Source organism: Histidinibacterium lentulum (assembly GCF_003789055.1).
GTDB classification, from domain to species: Bacteria; Pseudomonadota; Alphaproteobacteria; order Rhodobacterales; family Rhodobacteraceae; genus Oceanicola; species Oceanicola lentulus.
In genome coordinates, this window is sequence record NZ_ML119090.1 from 48,076 (window position 1) to 65,597 (window position 17,522).

A 17,522-nucleotide genomic window follows, 5' to 3' on the forward strand; every position below is an offset into this window, starting at 1 on the left:
GACTTCCGGAACCTCCGCCGCGCCCGGGGCCGGCCACAGTTTCGGCCCGCTCCTTCCGCAGACCTGCCCCCATCGGGACCGGTCCCGCGGAGCCGCGTCATGCTGCACATGTCCACGCCAGAGCCGCCGCACAGGGCGGTGAGCCGCTGCGAGGTAGGCCCGGCGCCCCTCGCGCTCAAGCCCCAGATCCTGGCCGCGGGGGCCGGAGACCCCCGGGCGCTCGAGGCCGCGTTTCGCGACGGCTGGGGCCGGGCCTCGGACAGCCCGCTCCTTTTCGCGGCCACCGCCGAAGGGCGGCTTCTGGGGTATATCCGCCTCTCCGCAGCGGCCCGCGCCAGCGGCGCCGTGCCCCGCCCCGTCCGGATCGAGGAGATCTGGGTGACCGCGGAGATGCGCGGGCGCGGCCTCGGGCGGCTGCTCCTCGCCTATGTCCTGGCCGTCTCGGAACGGGCGGGCTGGGGCGCGCTGGAGGCCGAGGTGCCGGGCGAGGCAACCGGAACCCTGCGCCTCTTCCGCGACGCGGGCTTCCGCGAGCGGCGCGTGGTCCTGCGGCTCGGCGCACCGCCCGACCGGCCTTCGGCGGCGGCATGGCTGGCGCATCTGTGGCAGACCGCGCCGCCCCTGCCGATCTACGCGGGCTGCGGCGGCCTCCTGCTGGCGCTCTTGCTCGTCCTGCTCTGACGGACTCAGGCCGCCGCGGTGACGGATTCCACTTCGGCGACGATGCCGTCCACGACCTCAGCCAGAAGCCCCTCGTCCTCGCATTCCGCCATCACGCGGATCAGCGGCTCGGTGCCGGACTTGCGGATCAGCACGCGCCCCCGCGCGCCCATCATGCCCTCGGCCGCCGTGATGGCGGCCTGTACGCTCGCCTCGGAAAGGGGGTCCTGCCCGAGGCCGAACCGCACGTTCCGCAGAAGCTGCGGCACCCGCTCGAAGCGCCGCGACAGGGCGCTGGCCGGCAGGCCGGTCTCGATCATCGCGGCGAGGAACTGAAGGCCCGCCAGCAGCCCGTCGCCCGTGGTGGCGAAATCCGTCATCACGATATGGCCGGACTGTTCCCCGCCGAGGTTCCAGCCGCCGCGCCGCATCGCCTCCACCACATAGCGGTCGCCCACCTTCGTGCGCTCGAGCCGCAGGCCAAGCCCGCCGAGATACCGCTCGAGCCCGAGGTTCGACATGACGGTTGCCACCAGCACCCCGTCCCGCAGGCGCTGCTGCTCGGCCCAGCGCCCGGCAAACAGGGCCATGATCTGGTCGCCGTCGGCCACTGCGCCCGTCTCGTCGATCAGGATCACCCGATCCGCGTCTCCGTCGAGGCAGATGCCCACATCCGCGCCATGGGCCACCACGGCCTCCTGCGCCGTCTCGCAATGGGTGGAGCCGACCTTGTCGTTGATGTTGAGCCCGTTCGGCCGCACGCCCACGGCGATCACCTCGGCGCCCAGTTCCCACAAAACCTCGGGCGCCACGCGGTAGGCCGCGCCGTTGGCGCAGTCGACCACCACCTTCAGCCCGTCGAGCCGCATGCCCTGCGGAAAGGTCGCCTTGACCCGCTCGGCATAGCGGAAGCGGCCGTCGTCCACCCGCGTGGCCCGGCCGATCTCTCCCGCGGCCACGGGGGCAAGCTCGCCGCTCACCAGCGTCTCGATCTCCGCCTCGGCGGCATCCGAGAGCTTGAAGCCGTCGGGGCCGAAGAACTTGATCCCGTTGTCGGCATGGGGGTTGTGGCTGGCCGAGATCATGATGCCGAGATCGGCGCGCATGGAGGTCGTCAGGAGCCCCACCGCCGGCGTCGGCACCGGGCCAAGGAGCAGCACGTTCATGCCCGTGGAAGTCAGGCCGGCGGTCAGCGCGTTCTCGAACATGTAGCCCGACAGGCGCGTGTCCTTGCCGATCACCACCCGGTGCCCGTTGGCCCCGTCGCCGCGAAAGAACCGGCCCGCCGCGGCCCCGATCCGGAGGGCCATGTCCGCCGTCATCGGCCAGGTGTTCGCCGTGCCCCGCACACCGTCGGTGCCGAATAGATGCCGCTCGCTCATCGCGCCTTCGCCCCTCGTCTTCGGTCGGGTCCGGGCATGACGCCCCGGCCCGATCTTGTGGCACCCACGCGGGACACCCCTGTCCCGCGACCCGGGGGCACCATACCCGGCCGGGCGGCAGGCCCCACTCACAATCTGTTTCAGACCTTTGCGGCCGAGGGGGGCCGCCCTCCGCTCAGTTCGAGGCGGTCCGCAGCGGCCAGCGATAGAAGTGATGCACGCCGATGGTCGTCGTCCTTGGAAACCGGCTGGCCCAGGACGGGTTCACCGCGCGGGTATGGTAATGGGTGGCACCGCCCGTCAGGTCCGACTCGGCGCCGTCCATCATCAGCCGCGCGACCTTGCCGACCCGGTGCCAGGACGCCTGGTCGCGCACCGTCTCGGGAATGCCGTCGCAGGTGTAACTGAACTGGCAGGCATGGATGCGGCCCGTTCCCTCGTTCACCACGCCGCAGATCGTGTCGGGATAGCGCGGATCGTCGACCCGGTTCAGGATCACCTCGGCCACCCCGAAGAGCCCCCGCAGCGATTCGCCCCGGGCCTCGAAATAGAGCGCCTCGGTCAGGCAGCGCCACTGGGCGCTCCCCGAGGCCACCGGGAGGGCGGCAAGGGCGCTTTCCTCGTAGAGCGCCGCTGGGCCGGCCGCGGCCGGGCTCCGGGTCGACAGCCGCTCCGCCGTCAGGGCCTCGAGACGGGCCGGCGCGACCTCCTGAAGACTTGCGTGCTCGGCCCCGAGAAGATCCGTCAGCCGGGTCTTCATCGTGCCATCCGCCGATGCCGCCTGTCCCCAGATCCCCCCGACAAGCGCAAGAGAAAGAGCGAGCGCCCGGAAGGCGCCGCGCGTCCGCGGTTGATGCGTCATGTAATCCTCGTAGCAGCTCACGTCGCGTCAATTCACGCGATCGTGCCTTTGCTACAGGCCAGGGGCGAAAATTTCCACCCTGCGAGGCCCCGCGCCAGTCGTCCCGCGGCAAGCCAGCGGAATGGAATCAATATCTTGCGGCCTGGCTTCAGCCTACCTCTAGACCGTCCCCGATCTGGCGGTCCGCGATGGCCAACTGGGCGGCGGAAAGTCGCGCAGCGGGCACGCGGAACGGCGAACAGGACACGTAATCGAGCCCGATCGCCCGGCTGAAGGCGATGGCCGACCGGCTGCCGCCGTGTTCCCCGCAGATCGACAGGGTGATCCCCGGCACACTGTCCCGCGCCCGCTCGGCTCCCATCGTCAGAAGCTCGCCCACCCCGTCGATGTCGAGCGTGTGGAACGGGTCCTCCGGGAACACCCGCGCCTTGACGTAGGCCGACATGAACCTTCCTGCGTCGTCGCGGCTCAGGCCATAGGTCATCTGCGTCAGGTCGTTCGTGCCGAAAGACAGGAACTGGCAGTGTGGCGCGATGTCCCCCGCGCGGAGCGCCGCCCGCGGCGTCTCCACCATCACGCCGAGCTTGTAGGCGAAATCCGCCCCGGTCTCGTTGTAGACGTTGACCGCAACCGCATCGATCCGCGTCTTGACGAGTTCCACCTCGCGCATGGCGCTGACGAGGGGGATCATGATCTCGGGCACCACCTTCGCCCCCCGCTTCGAGGCGGCGATTGTCGCCTCGAAGATGGCGCGCGCCTGCATCTCGTAGATCTCGGGCACCGTCACGCCGAGCCGGACGCCGCGCATCCCCAGCATGGGGTTGTATTCCTCCAGCGCCTCGACCCGCGCCTCCACGTCCGAGAGCGGCAGGTCGAGCACGTCCGCCAGGCTGCGCATCCCCTGCCGGTCCGAGGGCAGGAATTCATGGAGCGGCGGATCGAAGAGCCGGATACACACGGGCGAGCCCGCCATGATCTCGAACAGCTCCGCGAAATCGCCGCGCTGCATGGGCAGAAGCCGCTCCAGCACCGCCGCGCGATCCTCGCCGGTGTCGGCAAAGATCATCTCCCGCATCACCGAAAGCCGCTCCGCCTCGAAGAACATGTGCTCCGTCCGGCAGAGGCCGATCCCCTCGGCGCGGAAGTTGCGCGCCGTCTGGGCGTCGGCGGGCGTGTCGGCATTCGCGCGCACGCCGATGTCCCGCGCGGCATCCGCCCAGTCGAGAAGCTGCTGGAACGCCCCGTCGAGCGCCGCCTCCACCATCACTGGCGCGCCCGCGAGCACCTCTCCCGTTGTGCCGTCCACGGTGATCGTCTCGCCTTCGGCAAAGCGCCGCCCGTCCGGCGCCACCAGCCGCTTCGCCTTGCGGTCGAGCCGCAGGTCCGAGGCCCCCACCACGCAAGGCAGGCCAAGGCCCCGGCCGATCACCGCCGCATGGCTCGTGACGCCGCCGCGCACCGTCAGCACGCCCACCGCCGCATGCATCCCCCGGATGTCCTCGGGCGTGGTCTCGCGCCGCACGAGGATGCAATCCTCCCCGCGCGAGGCGCTCGCCTGCGCATCGGTGGCGCTGAACACGATCCGCCCCCGCGCGGCACCGGGGCTGGCCGCGATGCCCCGGGTGATCACGTCGCGCGCGGCGCCCGGCGCCACCTGCCGGTGCAGAAGCTCCGACAGCGCCTGCGGATCGACCCGCATCACCGCCTCCTCGGGCGAGATGATGCCGTCCTCCGCCAGCTCCACCGCGATCCGCACCTTGGCGCGGCTGCCCCGGTTCACCCGGATCGCATCGAGAATGGCCAGCCGCCCGCCGTGGAGCGTGAACTCGATCTGCATTTCCTCGCGCAGCCGTGCGCGGGCCCTCTCGCCGCAGGCGACCAGCTCGGCAAAAGGCTCGGGGCACAGCTCCTCGAGGCTCGGCCCCCGGGGATCGCGCGTGAGATAGAGCGCCTCGCTCCCGGCGGCCAGCGCATCGCGCCCCTGGCTCTGGCTGAGATAGCGCCCGGTGACCTGCCGCTCCCCGGTCAGCGGATCGACGAACTGGATCACGCCCGAGCCGCTGTCGCCCGGCCCGACGCCCAGCACCATCTGCTGCACCACAAGGCCGAGGCCCGCATCCTCCGGCGCCCCCTTGGCCTTTCTCAGGATGCGCGCGGTCGTCCCCTCCCAGGCCCGCGCCATGGACCGCAGCACATCGGCAAGCTGCCGCCCCACGTCCTGCGGAAAGGGCTCGTCCGCCTCCTCCTCGTAGGTCCGGAGCGCCAGCGCCAGCGCCTCGTGGTCCGGCGTATCGGGGAGGGTGAACATCTCGTCGTCGAGTCGCGCCACATGGGTCGCGAAGGACTGGATGAAGCGCAGGTAAAGCGAGGTCGCCGCCCGCTCCCCGATCTCGTCGCAGAGCTGCGCGTGCCGCACGTCGCACATCCCGATGTTCAGGATCGCCCCCGGCCCGCCCCAGTCGGGGTCCTGGCTCGAGGGGCGCACGCTCAAGAGCGGCTGCGGCCCGAAATGGGCGAGGATCGCGCCGGTGTCGGGCACGCCCCCAGCCGCGATCCGGTGCACGGTGCGGAACGGCAGGGCCACGGTCTTCGGCACCGGCATGTTGAGCCGGATCAGCCGTTGCAGGCATTTCGCCCGGCCACCATGGATATCCGCCGACATCGGAACATCGGGGGTGATCAGCGTGACTTCGGAGCGGTCCAATTCTTTCTGCACTGCGGCATCCTCTTCGCCGCCACCATAGGCGCCATGGGTCGTCGTGCAACGAAAACGTGAACGCCCCTAGCCCTCGACCTGCGACAGATCGGCCACCCCGAGGCAGAGCGCCCGGATCCGGCTGAGCAGGTTCAGGCGGTTGCGGCGCAGGACCTGGTTCTCCGCATTGACCTGCACCGCCTCGAAGAAGGCGTCGATCGGCGCGCGGAGGCTCGCAAGCTGCCCCATGGCGGCGGCGAAGTCCTCGCCCGCCATGGCCTCCCGGATATGGGGCTCGGCCCTGTCGAGCGCGGCGAAGAGCGCCGTTTCCTCGGGCCCTTCCGCGAATTTCGCATCGGCGCCGAAGGAGTATTCCACCCCGTCCGCCGCTTCGGCCTGGCTGACGATGTTGCTCGCCCGCTTGAAGCCCTGCACGAGGTTCGTTCCGTCCTCCGTCTTCAGGAAGGCCGCGAGGGCCTCGGCCCGCCGCACCAGCAGCGTCAGGTCATCCGCGCCGGGCATGCCAAGGCAGGCGTCGATGACGTCATGGGGGATGCCCTCGGAGCGCAGGTGGACCTTCAGCCGTGCGTGGAAGAAGGCGAGGAGGTCGGCCGCATCGGTTCTCTCGTCGGCCTTGCTCAGCATTCCGGCCAGCGGCATCCGCAGGCCCCTCTCCAGCAATATCCGGATAACCCCAAGCGCAGCCCGCCGCAGTGCGAAGGGGTCGCCCGAGCCCGTGGGCTTCTCGCCGATGGCCCAGAACCCCGCGAGCGTGTCGAGCTTGTCGGCGAGCGCCACGGCCAGCGAGACCGGCGCCGTAGGCACCGCGTCGGAGGGGCCGAGCGGCGCGTAATGGGCCTCGCAGGCCTCGGCCACCTCCGCGGGCAGCCCGGCCTCGGCGGCATAGTAGCGGCCCATGGTGCCCTGAAGCTCGGGGAATTCGTAGACCATCTCGGACGCGAGGTCCGCCTTCGCCACCCGCGCCGCCTGTTCGGCCAGGTCCGGGTCCGCGCCCACGGCGGGCGCGATCTCGCGCGCCAGCGCCGCGATCCGCGCGATCCGGTCGGCCTGGCTGCCGAGCCGCCGCTCGAAGGTCACGGCCTCCAGCGCCTCGAGCCAGGCGCCCATCCCCGCCCGCGCGACGCGCAGGTCGTTCTCCCAGAAGAAGGCCGCGTCCGCCAGGCGAGCCGACAGCACCTTGCGGTTGCCCGCGAGGATCGTCGCGCCGTCGTCCGGTGTTTCGATATTGGCAACGGTGATGAAATGGGTGACCGCAGGAGCGTCCACCATTCCGGGCACATCGCTGTGCACGCCCGGTGCACGCCCGGTGCACGCTTTTGGCCCCGCCGAAAAGAACTTCTGGTGCTCCTTCATCGAGGTCTGCAGCACCTCCGCCGGCAGGCCGAGGAACCGTTCCTCGATGGGTCCCATCAGCACCACGGGCCATTCCACGAGCCCCGCCACCTCGGCCAGAAGGCCCGCGTCCTCGATCACCTCGAGCCCCGCCGCGAAGGCGAGGTTGCCCGCCTCCGCGCGGATCGTCTCGGCCCGTTCCTCGGGCCGCAGCATCACCTTCGCGCGCTTCAGCTTGGCCTCGTAGTCATCGAAATTCGCTACGGAAAATGGCCCCGATCCCATGAAGCGGTGGCCCTCGGTGATATTGCCCGCGCGGATCCCGTCGACCTCCATCGGCACCACTTCGGCGCCCGCCTCGTCGGTCAGGATGCACAGAATCCGCTGCAGCGGCCGCACCCAGCGCAGGCTCCCCGCGCCCCAGCGCATGGACTTGGGCCAGGGGAAATTGCGGATCGCATGCTCGAGCACCTCCGCCACGATCGCCGCCGCCGGACGCCCCTTCTGCTCGACAATCGCGAAATAAAACAAGCCCTTGTCGGTCTCCCGCTCCTCCAGCGCCGCGCGGTCCACGCCGGCGCCGCGGCAGAATCCCTCCACCGCCTTGTCCGGCGCGCCCACCTTCGGCCCGCGCCGTTCCTCGCGCGTGTCCGGGCTCTCGGCGGTCAGCCCCTCGACGGTCAGCGTCAGCCGTCGGGGCGTGGCGAAGGCCGCCGCGGAGGCATAGGTCAGCCCCGCGCCGACAAGACCGTCCATCACCATTTTCTTCAGATCTTCCGAGGCCTTGGCCTGCATTCTTGCAGGGATTTCCTCGGAAAACAGCTCGATCAGCAGGTCGGGCATCAGCGATAGGCCTCCGGGGGCGGCGGACAGCCGTCAGGCACGGGGTCGCCGTCGAAGACGACCTCTCCGCAGCGGTTGAGCTGGGTCCACGCAAACGCGCGGCCATCGGGATAGACGGCGACGATCCGGTCGACGCCATAGGGATCGTTGGACGCGCCCAGATAGGCCACCGCCCGCCCCTCCTCAAGCGCCCGTCCGATCTCGCCCGCGTCGAAACAGTCGAACCAGCGCGGCGCCACGAGCGGTTCGGGAGCCGGGGCGACCTCGTATGCGTCCCCGAGCACGCCGGGATCGGTCAGGTCAAAGCAGGCGCGGTATCGGATGGGGGAGCTGTCGGCGTCGATGCCCTTGAAGTTTTCGAACATGAACGGGACTGGCTCGCCGGTTCCTGCCGCCAGAAGTTGCACATTTGCGTCCTCGGCGGAGAGTTCGTCGTAGTAGTGCCAGACCTGAAGGTAATAGAGCCCGGCCCCCGCGACGAGGGCGGAGAAGAGCAGGACCAGGATGGCGATCCGTCCGGTCATCCTAGCGCCAGTCCATGTTGATGACGGGGCCGGCCACCCGCCTCGCGCGCGCCCGGAGCGCCGCCGTGCGCGCCGCAAGGTCCGGGATGCGATCCTCGTGGGTCTCGACGAAGAGATGCCCGATCCGGGACAGGACCGGATGGTCGAGCAGCACTTCCAGCAGCTCCACCTCGGCGCCCTCGATATCCACCTTGAGGACTGCGATGTCGCGGTCGAGATCCGAAATGAACCCAGGAAAATCAATGACATCGACATCCACGCCGCTGGCGGGGTCGACGTTGGACTTGGCGGAGAGAAGCGACGAGGATTCCGACCGCGTCTCGCGATCCTCCTCGAACTGCCGAGAGCGGTAGAGCGCGGCGCGGCCCCCGCGGATGCCTGCCGCGGCCTCGATCACGGTGACGTTCGGCAGGTCGGCCACGTTCTCGCGCAGACGCTGCGCCGTCCAGGGATCGGGCTCGAAGGCGATGACCCGGTCCGAGGCGGCGGCCATGCGGCGGGTCCAGACCCCGAGGTTGGCTCCGAGATCGATGCAGAGCCCGCCCGAAATCCGGTCCAGCACGGCCATCAGCGCCGCCTCGGCCTCGCTCTTGCGCCGTTTCTTCAGGTCGCGCCGATAGTTGCGCCCCGCCTTGCCCGGCAGGCGGGTGCCGATCCAGTCCCTGACGACAGAGGAGGCGGGGGCCTCAGCCATCATGCCGCCGCCCCGCCTGCCTCGGTCCGGACGAAGGCATCGGCGCAGAGCTTCGCCAGAGCGCGGACGCGGCCGATATAGGCCTGCCGTTCGGTGACGGAAATCACCCCGCGGGCGTCGAGCAGGTTGAAGATATGGCTGGCCTTGATGCACTGGTCGTAGGCGGGGTGGGCCATGACGATCCGCCGCCCGGTCTTCGGATCGTTGTCGGGCTGGTCCAGGATCGCGCGGCACTCGGCCTCCGCCTCCTCGAAGTGACGCAAGAGCAGCGCGGTATCGGCCACGTCGAAGTTCCAGCGCGAGTATTCCGCCTCGGTCTGCCGAAAGACGTCGCCATAGGTCAGCGGCTGCAGGCTGTCCGGCGCGTTGAAGGGCATGTCCATGACATGGTCGATGCCGAGGACGTACATCGCCAGTCGTTCGAGGCCATAGGTCAGCTCGCCCGAGACAGGGTGGCAGTCGTGCCCGCCAACCTGTTGGAAGTAGGTGAACTGCGAGACCTCCATCCCGTCGCACCAGACCTCCCAGCCAAGGCCCCAGGCGCCGAGGGTGGGGCTTTCCCAGTCGTCCTCGACGAAGCGGATGTCATGCACGCGGAAGTCGATGCCGATAGCCTCGAGCGAGCCGAGGTAGAGGTCCTGGAAATCGGGCGGCGACGGCTTCACCAGCACCTGGAACTGGTAATAGTGCTGCAGGCGGTTCGGGTTCTCGCCATAGCGGCCGTCGGTGGGCCTGCGGGAGGGCTGGACATAGGCCGCGGCCCAAGGGCGCGGCCCCAGCGAGCGCAGGGTGGTCGCCGGGTGAAAGGTGCCCGCGCCGACCTCCATGTCGTAGGGCTGGAGCACGGCACAGCCGCGACCGGCCCAGTAGGTCTGCAGGGCCAGGATGATGTCCTGAAAACTGGTCGGTCTGCCCGTCATCGCGCCGCCTCTTCGTTGCGCGCCCCGGATAGAGCGGAGGCCGGAAAGGGTCAATCGCGCCACGCCCAATCAAATCCTTGAAAGCGCGGTGCGTTTTCGGCTGACGCCCCTCCCCGCTTTGGTAACGTCCGCGACGGAATGCGTGAAGCCCGGGGCAGCGGGCCACCCGAGGAATAGTGATGACACGACGATTTACAGCTTTTGTCCTTTGCACCGCAATGGCTTGGCCCATGGGCGCGGCAGCCCAGTCCGAGACGGTCTGGCTCCAGATCGAGGCGCGGCGGTCGGTCGCTTCGGCCTCCGAGGCCGCGCGGAGCTACGCGCAGGACCTCGAGAACGTCACGGGCTTCTCCCTGGGCAACGGGTTTTACGGTGTGGCGCTCGGTCCATACACGGCCGCGGACGCCCAGGCGCTGAGCGCACAGTTGAAGGCGCAGGGCCGGATCCCGCAAGACGCCTATATCGTCTCCAGCGATGCCTACGGGCAGCAGTTCTATCCAGTCGGCACCGGCGTGTCCCTCGACGCGCAGCCGCTTCCCGAGGGCTTCGCCGCGCCACCGGCCGAGGAGACCCTGACGCCGGAAGACATCGCCGTCGCGACGGCGGAGGCCATCACGCAATCCGACCTGCCCGATGCCGAGCCCCCCGGGCAAGAAGCGGCGGTTCCTCCGCCACAGCCTGCTCCGGAGCCTGACCCCGAGCCGGAAGCCGAGCCCGAAGAGACCCGCGCCCAGGCGCTTGCCAGCGAGGATCTTCTCAACCGGGACGAGAAGCGCGAATTGCAGACCATGCTGCAATGGGCGGGGTTCTACAATTCCGCAATCGACGGGCTCTTCGGGGGCGGCACACGCGGCGCGATGTCAGCCTGGCAGGAGGCCAAGGGCTATGAGCCGACGGGCGTTCTGACGACCCGGCAGCGGGAGGAACTCTTTCGCGATTTCAACGCGATCCTTGACGGGCTCGACCTCGCCACCGTGCGCGACGATGCCTCGGGCATCCAGATGGTGGTGCCCGTGGGCGTGGTCGCCTTCACCGAATACGCGCCGCCTTTCGTCAAGTTCGAGCCGATCTCCGACGCTCTGCCGGCGGAGGTGTATTTCATTTCCCAGGCGGGCAACGAGGACAGGTTCTTCGGGCTCTACGAGATCCTGCAGACCCTCGACATCGTGCCGGAGGAGGGTCCGCGGGAGCGGTCCGGCACCTCTTTCGAGATCGAGGGGCGCGATGCGGACCGCCACACCTACATCCGTGCCCAGCGCGAAGGCGATGCGATCAAGGGGTTCATGCTGGTCTGGCCGGCAGGCGACGAGGAGCGCCGGTCCCGCGTGCTCCAGCAGATGCGGGCCAGCTTCACCACGCTCGAGGGCGTGCTCGACCCGGGCATCGCTCCTCCGGACGAGGACCAGGCGCCCGATCTTCTGGCCGGGCTCCAGATCCGTCAGCCGCAGTACAGCCGCTCGGGGTTCTTCATCGACGCCGGCGGCTCGGTCCTGACCACGTCGGAGGTGGTCGAGGGATGCGGAGAGATCACCATCGAGGGCGCCTACGATGCGCGGATCGTTCACAGCGACCCAGAGACGGGGATCGCCGTCCTGCGCGCCACCCAGCCCCTAGCCCCCCGGCGGGTGGCAGAATTCCAGACCTCCGTTCCGCGCCTGCGCGATCCGGTGGCCGTCGCGGGTTACCCCTTCGGCGGGGTCCTGTCGGCGCCGGCCATGAGCTTCGGGACGCTGGCGGACCTGCGGGGACTGAACGGCGAGGAAGAGCTTCAGCGGCTCGAACTGGCGGCGTCCGAGGGTGATGCGGGCGGTCCGGTCTTCGACGGCGGCGGCGCCGTGCTGGGCATGCTTGCGTCGCTGAACGAGACGGAGGGACGGGTCCTGCCGCAGGGGGTGAGTTTCGCCGTGGACAGCGGCGCGATCATCGCCTCGGTCCGCTCGGCCGGGCTCTCCGTGCAGACGACGGATGCATTCCGGCAGATCACGCCGGAGCTGCAGACCCTGCAGGCGGCGGATGTGACGGTTCTGGTGAGCTGCTGGTAGATCAGGCGCGCCAGAACTTCGCCGTCAGGATCGTCAGGACTACCAGCACCTCGAGCCGCCCGATGAGCATCGCGGCGGACAGGAGCCACTTGGCCGGATCGCTGAGGGCATGGTAGTTGCCAGCGGGTCCGATCGTCTCGCCAAGGCCGGGCCCGATGTTGCCGAGCGCCGCGGCGGCGCCGGACACCGAGGTGATGAAACTCTCCCCGGTCAGGCTGAGGCCTACGGTGAAGAGCCCCATCACGACGATGAACGCCACGAAGAAGGCCATGACGGAGTTGAGCACGTCCTCGCTCACCGGTTTGCCGTCATATCGGGGCGCGAACATGCCGTGCGGCGAGTGGATGCGCCGGATCTGCACGCGGATCGAGGTGAAGAGGAGCTGGTAGCGGAAGACCTTGATGGAACAGGCCGTCGATCCGGCGCAGCCGCCGATCAGGCCGATGAAGAAGAAGGCCGTCACCGCGAAGGAGCCCCAGAGCATGTAGTCCGCGCTGGCGTAGCCGGTCCCGGTCATGATCGAGACGACATTGAAGAGCGCGTGGCGAAATCCCTCCTCGCGCAGGTCGTAGGTCGTGACCCAGACCCAGAGGGTCATGCCGAGAATGACGAGCGTGACGATGGCGAAGAATGCCCGGATCTGGGCGTCGCGCCAGAGCGCCTGCGGCGTGCCGGCGACCATCTGGACGTAGCGCACGAAGGGCAGCGCCGCGAGCACCATGAAGACCGAGGCGACGTAGTGGGTCGCGGGCGGCAGGTTGGCGAAGGAGGCGTCGTAGTTCGCGTAGCCGCCCGTGGCGATGGTGGTCATCGCATGGATCATCGCGTCGAAGCCGGACATGCCCGCGATGTTGTAGGCGAGGGCACAGGCGAGGGTGAGACCGACGTAGATGACTGAGATGCGGCTGGCGATCTCGGTTGCGCGGGGCAGGATCTTGCCCATCGTGTCGAAGGCCTCTGCCTGGAAGATCTGCATCCCGCCCACGCGCAGCTCCGGCAGGAACACCATCGCCACGACGATGATCCCGATGCCGCCCAGCCATTGCATGATGCCGCGCCAGAGCTTCAGCCCCTCTGGTAGCGCCTCGATCCCGCCGAGCACGGTGGCCCCGGTGGTGGTCAGGCCCGACATCGCCTCGAAGAAGCCGTTGGTGAAGCTGAGGTTGGAGGCGCCGATCATGAAGGGGATCGCCCCGAAGAAGGGGAGAGCGCCCCAGACGAGCACCGTCAGCAGGAACGTCTGCCGGATCGACAGGCCCTCGGTCACCCCGTTGGCGCAGGCCAGAGAGGTGAGGCCCCCCGCAAGGATGGTGACCGCGGCCGCCTCGAGGAACACCGGCCAGTGCCCGTTGCCCGCGACAAGGTCGGAGAGAAGCGGCGCCAGCATCGTGACGCCCAGTGCCGCGACGAGCAGACCGATCACATATCCGACGGGGCGCAGGTCGAGCATGGCGAAGCGTTGGCGTCGGCGCCGCGGGGTGTCAAGCGGCACGGCGCGGCGCCCCCGAGCGGATGGCGCCGCTGCCCCGGCCCGGGTCAGCCGGTGTGATAGAGGCTCTCGAAGAAGCGCGGATCGAGGCTTTCGGACGCGAAGGTCGGCCCGTCCGTCAGGACGGAGACCGCGTCATGGCTGTGCAGGCTTTCCTGGTGGCTGGCCACCACGCGGAAGTCTCCGATCCGGGCGTCGGCCCGGAGTTGCTCGCAGAAGAGCCGGGCCGCGTCCTCGACGAAGATCGCGTTGGCGGCGTTGAGTTCCGCGAAGGCCTGCTCATCCTCGCGCTTGACCATCACCTGGGTTTCGGTGGGCACGGCAGCGCGGGCCATGTCGATGAGGTCCTCGAACCAGAGGCAGTCGCCGGTTCCGGCTGCGATCTCCACGCTCAGGCGCGCCACGGACCGCTGGGAATGGGGTGTGGCGAGCTGTCCGCGGGTCATGCGGGCATGTTCGCTGAGTTCGAGCGAGCAGGGGCAGGTCGAGGAATAGACGTAGTCGAGATGGATCATCTTGCGGCGCACGCCGGCCCGTTCGACGAGCTCCAGCGCGATGTCGTAATACTGGAACCCCTCGAGCCCGGACCGCAGGCTGCGCAGTTTCGCGGGGAAGCGGAAGCGCATCTGGATCCGGGCGTCGAGGCTGTCGAGATCGGTCTTGTAGTCGTCGAGCGCGGCCTCGATCACCTCGAAGGAGAAGGTGCGCTCGGCATGGCGGTAGAAGGTGCGCATGATCCGCGACATGTTGATGCCCTTCTTGTCGGCATCGAGGCTGACGGTGCCGGTGACGCCGGTCTCGAGCGTCAGCATCGCGCCGTCGCGGGTGCGATAACGGATCGGCAGGCGGAAGTTCGAGATGCCGACATGCTGGATCTGCGCCGCCTCGCCGCGGATCAGGGAGGCCGGGCCGTTCTGCAGGTCCGGCAGGGTCGCGCGATAGGCGTGATCCGCCTGGAAGCCTTCCGGATAGTCGCGGGACAGTTCCGGGTAAGATGCCGCGGCCGGTCCGCTCCGAAGGGATGCAAGGCGCGGGTCGAGGTCGGCGAGCTCTTCGGCGGAGGCCGTTTCGGCCCAGTTTCGCAGGAGTTCGAGCGCGGTCTCGACCTCCGCGCGTGACGGATCGCGTTCAATCAGCGGCGTGAGAATGTTCATGTGTCTGTCCCCGGTCCCAGTCAGAGGAGGCCGACATATGGGCCGCCGGGGAACAAATTCCACAAACGCGCGTCTCTTTCCGCCTCAGCCGGGCGGGAGGGCCTGCCGCAGATCGGCCAGAAGGTCCTCCGGAGCCTCGAGGCCCACGGAAAGACGGATCATTCCCGGCGTGATGCCCAGCGCCGCCTTCGTCTCGTCCGGCAGGCGCTGATGCGTGGTCGTCGCAGGATGGGTCACGATCGACTTCGCGTCGCCGAGGTTGTTGGAAATCGTCCAGAGTTGCAGGGCGTTGAGCGTCTCGAACGCCGCCTCCTTCGACCCCGTGTCGATGGCCAGCACGGTGCCCCCCTGGCCGTTCTGCGCCAGCGTGAGAAGGTGCTGAGGATGACCGGGCAGACCGGGATAGATCACCCTCGACAGGGCGGAATGGCCGCTCAGCGCCTCGGCAAGTGCCAGGGCCGAGGCCGCCTGTGCGCGCACGCGCAGATCCATCGTCTCGAGGCCCTTGAGCAGCATCCAGGCCGTGAAAGGCGAGAGCGATCCGCCGGTGTGCTTCATGTAAGGCTCGACCGTCTTTCGCACGAACTCGCGCGTGCCGAGGATCACCCCGCCGAGTGCCCTGCCCTGTCCGTCCATGTGCTTGGTCGCCGAATAGATCACCACGTCGGCGCCCTGGGAGATGGCGCGGCTGAAGATCGGGGTGGCGAAGACATTGTCGACCAACACAAGCGCGCCGGCGGCATGGGCGAGTTCGGAGACGGCGGCGATGTCGATGACCTCGAGCGTGGGATTCGAGACGCTCTCGAAGAAGACGGCGCGGGTGCCCGGGCGGATCGCCGCGCGCCAGGCGTCGAGATCGGTGCCGTCGACGAAGGTCACCTCCACGCCGAAGCGCGTCAGCACCTCCTCGAGGACATAGAGACAGGAGCCGAACAGCGCGCGGGAGGACACGACATGGTCGCCCGCCTTCAGCATCGACATCAGCGCGCCGCTGACCGCCGCCATGCCGGAGGCGGTGGCGAAGGCGTCCTCGGCGCCCTCGAGCGCCGCGATGCGCTCTTCGAACATGCGCACGGTGGGATTGCCGTAGCGGGCATAGATGAACTCGTCCGGGCCGGCCTGCTGGAACCGTGCCTCCGCCGCCTCGGCGGTGTCGTAGACGAATCCCTGGGTGAGGAAGATCGCCTCGCTCACCTCGCCGTACTGGCTGCGTCGGACCCCGGCATGAACCGCCGTCGTGCGTTTCGACAGCGGACGGGCCGGGGCGGTTCCGGGCGCCTCCCCGGGCTTTTTCGACAGATCGGTCATGGGCCTTTCACTCCGTCCCGACGCCGGGCCAGGTCTCGGGTCCGACGCCCGTGCGGGGGCGGCCCGTTTCCTTTTAGCGGTCTGTTTTCAGGCGGGCGTCCTGCCCCCGTCGTGGCCCGCAATCCGGTCCAAATCGCCACGCGAGGTCCAGCTAGGCCATGGGGGCCGTCGCGGTCAAGCGCCGCCTTCCGTCACGGCGCTGTAACGGCGACGACACCCGTATGTCGCAAGGCTGTGCGAAGTCCCTGCACAACATCTTGTGGGGCAGGGATGGGACTTCTACCGGTCAACAGCGGCGCGCTGCCGGATGCCGGCAGGTTGCGGTCGGCACTCGAGGGACTGCCTCGCGGTGCGCCGGTTGTCGTGATGATCCATGGATTCAAGTTCGACCCCGACTCCGAGGCGCATGACCCCCATGCGCACATCCTGTCGCTCCGGCCGAGGCGGGACTGCTGGAAAGCCGTGTCCTGGCCACGGCATCTCGGCCTCTCGGGGAAGGCCGGGCTTGCGATCGGGTTCGGCTGGCCTGCGCGCGGGTCGATCTGGCGTGCATGGGCCGAAGCGGGCCGCGCCGGTCGCAGGTTGTCGCAGCTCGTGGAACGGCTGCGCGAGGTGGCGCCGGACAGGCCGGTGCATCTCATCGGCCATTCCCTCGGCGCCCGGGTCGCGCTGGCCGCGCTGCCGGGCCTTCCGGCGGGCGCGGTAGGGCGACTGATCCTGATCAGTGCCGCGGTATTCCGCGCCGAGACGATGCGGGTCCTGAAGACACCGGCGGGGCGGGCGGCGGAGATCGTCAACGTCACGGGACGCGAGAACCTCGTCTTCGACCTCTTGCTGAGGGCCGCCCTGCCCCATCGAGGCCCGACCCTTGGCCGCGGCGGCCCGGGCGGCACGCGCTGGCTCGATCTGAAGCTCGACCGGGTGGAGACCCTGGCAGGGCTCCGCGATCTGGGCTTCCGCATTCGTCCGGCGGGCGTGCGCATCTGCCACTGGTCCGGATACCTGCGGCCGGGCGTCTTTTCGCTCTATCGCGCGCTCGTGCTGAAGCCGGAGCGAACGCCGCTTGCCGTTCTGCACCTGCGCACGGTAGGCCGCCAGGAAGACGAGGGACGCCGGTCCGGGGCCGCCCGGTCGAGGCTGGTCCTGTCGCGCGCTTCTTAAGGGGACCTTCACCCTCCGACGTTAGACCCGAGCGGGTCATCGGCAGGAAAGGCAGGGCATGAAGTACCGCGAACACCGGACCCTCTGCGACTGCGCCGTGACCGTCGTCCACCGCGGCCGACGCATCATGGCCGACCTGCGGAACGTCTCCGAGCGGGGCGCGAGGCTGCGCGGCCTGAGCGGGGTGTCGCCCGGGACACGCCTGACGCTCGACCTTCATGTGTCGCAGCCGCGCGCCTCGGTGGCCTGGACGAGAGGAGACCTGACCGGCATCCGATTCGACCGCCCGCTGACCCGATCCGAGCTGATGCGCCTGCGCGGCACGACGGAAGCGGCGCTTGTCCGCCACGCGACCGCCGGTCCCGCCCGGTTCCGCGAGTTGTAGCGGGGCCACCGGCTGCCGCGCTTGCATCCGCACCCGGCAGGCCCTTATCT

14 protein-coding genes are annotated in these 17,522 nt (G+C 69.2%); 4 read left to right on the forward strand and 10 right to left on the reverse strand.

What is annotated here, in order from left to right:
• Positions 1–99 precede the first annotated feature (99 nt).
• The gene (locus EAT49_RS17275) at positions 100–681 is read left to right on the forward strand and encodes a GNAT family N-acetyltransferase (protein ID WP_185020805.1); all 582 of its coding nucleotides are present in this window, start codon (positions 100–102) and stop codon (positions 679–681) included.
• 5 nt (positions 682–686) lie between these two features.
• On the opposite strand, the gene glmM is transcribed toward EAT49_RS17275, so the two are convergent.
• The 7 genes from glmM to EAT49_RS17310 all read right to left on the reverse strand — a co-directional run bounded on the left by glmM (position 687) and on the right by EAT49_RS17310 (position 9,933).
• Positions 687–2,042, reverse strand: coding sequence for a phosphoglucosamine mutase (gene glmM / locus EAT49_RS17280; RefSeq protein WP_123643558.1), 1,356 nt, complete (start codon positions 2,040–2,042; stop codon positions 687–689).
• A 175-nt stretch (positions 2,043–2,217) separates the two neighbouring features.
• Positions 2,218–2,802 carry a cell wall hydrolase gene (locus tag EAT49_RS17285; protein WP_123643559.1) on the reverse strand — a complete coding sequence of 195 codons (585 nt, stop codon included), beginning with the start codon at positions 2,800–2,802 and terminating at the stop codon, positions 2,218–2,220.
• A 250-nt stretch (positions 2,803–3,052) separates the two neighbouring features.
• Entirely contained in the window at positions 3,053–5,620 is a 2,568-nt protein-coding gene (locus EAT49_RS17290; protein WP_425459537.1) for a putative PEP-binding protein, read from the reverse strand.
• A gap of 66 nt (positions 5,621–5,686) precedes the next feature.
• Positions 5,687–7,795: a glycine--tRNA ligase subunit beta gene (gene glyS, locus EAT49_RS17295; RefSeq protein ID WP_123643560.1), complete on the reverse strand. Its 2,109-nt coding sequence runs from the start codon at positions 7,793–7,795 to the stop codon at positions 5,687–5,689.
• On the reverse strand, positions 7,795–8,319 hold the full coding sequence (locus EAT49_RS17300; protein WP_123643561.1) for a DUF6446 family protein: 525 nt from the start codon (positions 8,317–8,319) through the stop codon (positions 7,795–7,797). Before EAT49_RS17300 ends, glyS begins: the two co-directional genes overlap by 1 nt.
• A 1-nt stretch (position 8,320) precedes the next feature.
• Entirely contained in the window at positions 8,321–9,013 is a 693-nt protein-coding gene (locus tag EAT49_RS17305) for an FkbM family methyltransferase (RefSeq protein WP_185020806.1), read from the reverse strand.
• A complete protein-coding gene (locus EAT49_RS17310; protein WP_123643563.1) occupies positions 9,013–9,933 on the reverse strand; it encodes a glycine--tRNA ligase subunit alpha in 921 nt (306 codons plus the stop codon). Before EAT49_RS17310 ends, EAT49_RS17305 begins: the two co-directional genes overlap by 1 nt.
• Before the next feature lie 230 nt (positions 9,934–10,163).
• On the opposite strand from EAT49_RS17310, the gene EAT49_RS17315 reads away from it, so the two are divergent.
• Positions 10,164–11,975 carry a serine protease gene (locus EAT49_RS17315; protein ID WP_246003895.1) on the forward strand — a complete coding sequence of 604 codons (1,812 nt, stop codon included), beginning with the start codon at positions 10,164–10,166 and terminating at the stop codon, positions 11,973–11,975.
• 1 nt (position 11,976) lies between these two features.
• On the opposite strand, the gene EAT49_RS17320 is transcribed toward EAT49_RS17315, so the two are convergent.
• From EAT49_RS17320 to metZ, 3 genes are all read right to left on the reverse strand, one after another.
• Positions 11,977–13,425 carry a TrkH family potassium uptake protein gene (locus EAT49_RS17320; protein ID WP_123643565.1) on the reverse strand — a complete coding sequence of 483 codons (1,449 nt, stop codon included), beginning with the start codon at positions 13,423–13,425 and terminating at the stop codon, positions 11,977–11,979.
• Between the two features lie 86 nt (positions 13,426–13,511).
• Complete coding sequence (gene folE2 / locus EAT49_RS17325; protein WP_123643566.1) at positions 13,512–14,618, reverse strand: GTP cyclohydrolase FolE2; 1,107 nt, start codon at positions 14,616–14,618, stop codon at positions 13,512–13,514.
• Positions 14,619–14,702: 84 nt separating this feature from the next.
• Positions 14,703–15,926, reverse strand: a complete 1,224-nt coding sequence (gene metZ / locus EAT49_RS17330; protein ID WP_123643567.1) for an O-succinylhomoserine sulfhydrylase — start codon at positions 15,924–15,926, stop codon at positions 14,703–14,705.
• Positions 15,927–16,292: 366 nt separating this feature from the next.
• On the opposite strand from metZ, the gene EAT49_RS21300 reads away from it, so the two are divergent.
• Both EAT49_RS21300 and EAT49_RS17340 read left to right on the forward strand, forming a co-directional pair.
• Positions 16,293–17,087, forward strand: a complete 795-nt coding sequence (locus EAT49_RS21300; RefSeq protein ID WP_185020807.1) for an alpha/beta fold hydrolase — start codon at positions 16,293–16,295, stop codon at positions 17,085–17,087.
• A 58-nt stretch (positions 17,088–17,145) separates the two neighbouring features.
• Positions 17,146–17,472 carry a PilZ domain-containing protein gene (locus tag EAT49_RS17340; RefSeq protein WP_123643569.1) on the forward strand — a complete coding sequence of 109 codons (327 nt, stop codon included), beginning with the start codon at positions 17,146–17,148 and terminating at the stop codon, positions 17,470–17,472.
• Positions 17,473–17,522: the final 50 nt, after the last annotated feature.

Bases quoted from the DNA above. Each gene is read 5' to 3' on its own strand.
- metZ (WP_123643567.1), bottom strand. From the start codon at position 15,926: ATGACCGATCTGTCGAAAAAGCCCGGGGAGGCGCCCGGAACCGCCCCG.
- EAT49_RS17320 (WP_123643565.1), bottom strand. From the start codon at position 13,425: ATGCTCGACCTGCGCCCCGTCGGATATGTGATCGGTCTGCTCGTCGCG.
- EAT49_RS17275 (WP_185020805.1), top strand. From the start codon at position 100: ATGCTGCACATGTCCACGCCAGAGCCGCCGCACAGGGCGGTGAGCCGC.
- EAT49_RS17340 (WP_123643569.1), top strand. From the start codon at position 17,146: ATGAAGTACCGCGAACACCGGACCCTCTGCGACTGCGCCGTGACCGTC.
- EAT49_RS17310 (WP_123643563.1), bottom strand. From the start codon at position 9,933: ATGACGGGCAGACCGACCAGTTTTCAGGACATCATCCTGGCCCTGCAG.
- glyS (WP_123643560.1), bottom strand. From the start codon at position 7,795: ATGCCCGACCTGCTGATCGAGCTGTTTTCCGAGGAAATCCCTGCAAGA.
- EAT49_RS21300 (WP_185020807.1), top strand. From the start codon at position 16,293: ATGATCCATGGATTCAAGTTCGACCCCGACTCCGAGGCGCATGACCCC.
- EAT49_RS17300 (WP_123643561.1), bottom strand. From the start codon at position 8,319: ATGACCGGACGGATCGCCATCCTGGTCCTGCTCTTCTCCGCCCTCGTC.
- EAT49_RS17305 (WP_185020806.1), bottom strand. From the start codon at position 9,013: ATGGCTGAGGCCCCCGCCTCCTCTGTCGTCAGGGACTGGATCGGCACC.
- glmM (WP_123643558.1), bottom strand. From the start codon at position 2,042: ATGAGCGAGCGGCATCTATTCGGCACCGACGGTGTGCGGGGCACGGCG.
- EAT49_RS17285 (WP_123643559.1), bottom strand. From the start codon at position 2,802: ATGAAGACCCGGCTGACGGATCTTCTCGGGGCCGAGCACGCAAGTCTT.
- EAT49_RS17315 (WP_246003895.1), top strand. From the start codon at position 10,164: ATGGGCGCGGCAGCCCAGTCCGAGACGGTCTGGCTCCAGATCGAGGCG.
- folE2 (WP_123643566.1), bottom strand. From the start codon at position 14,618: ATGAACATTCTCACGCCGCTGATTGAACGCGATCCGTCACGCGCGGAG.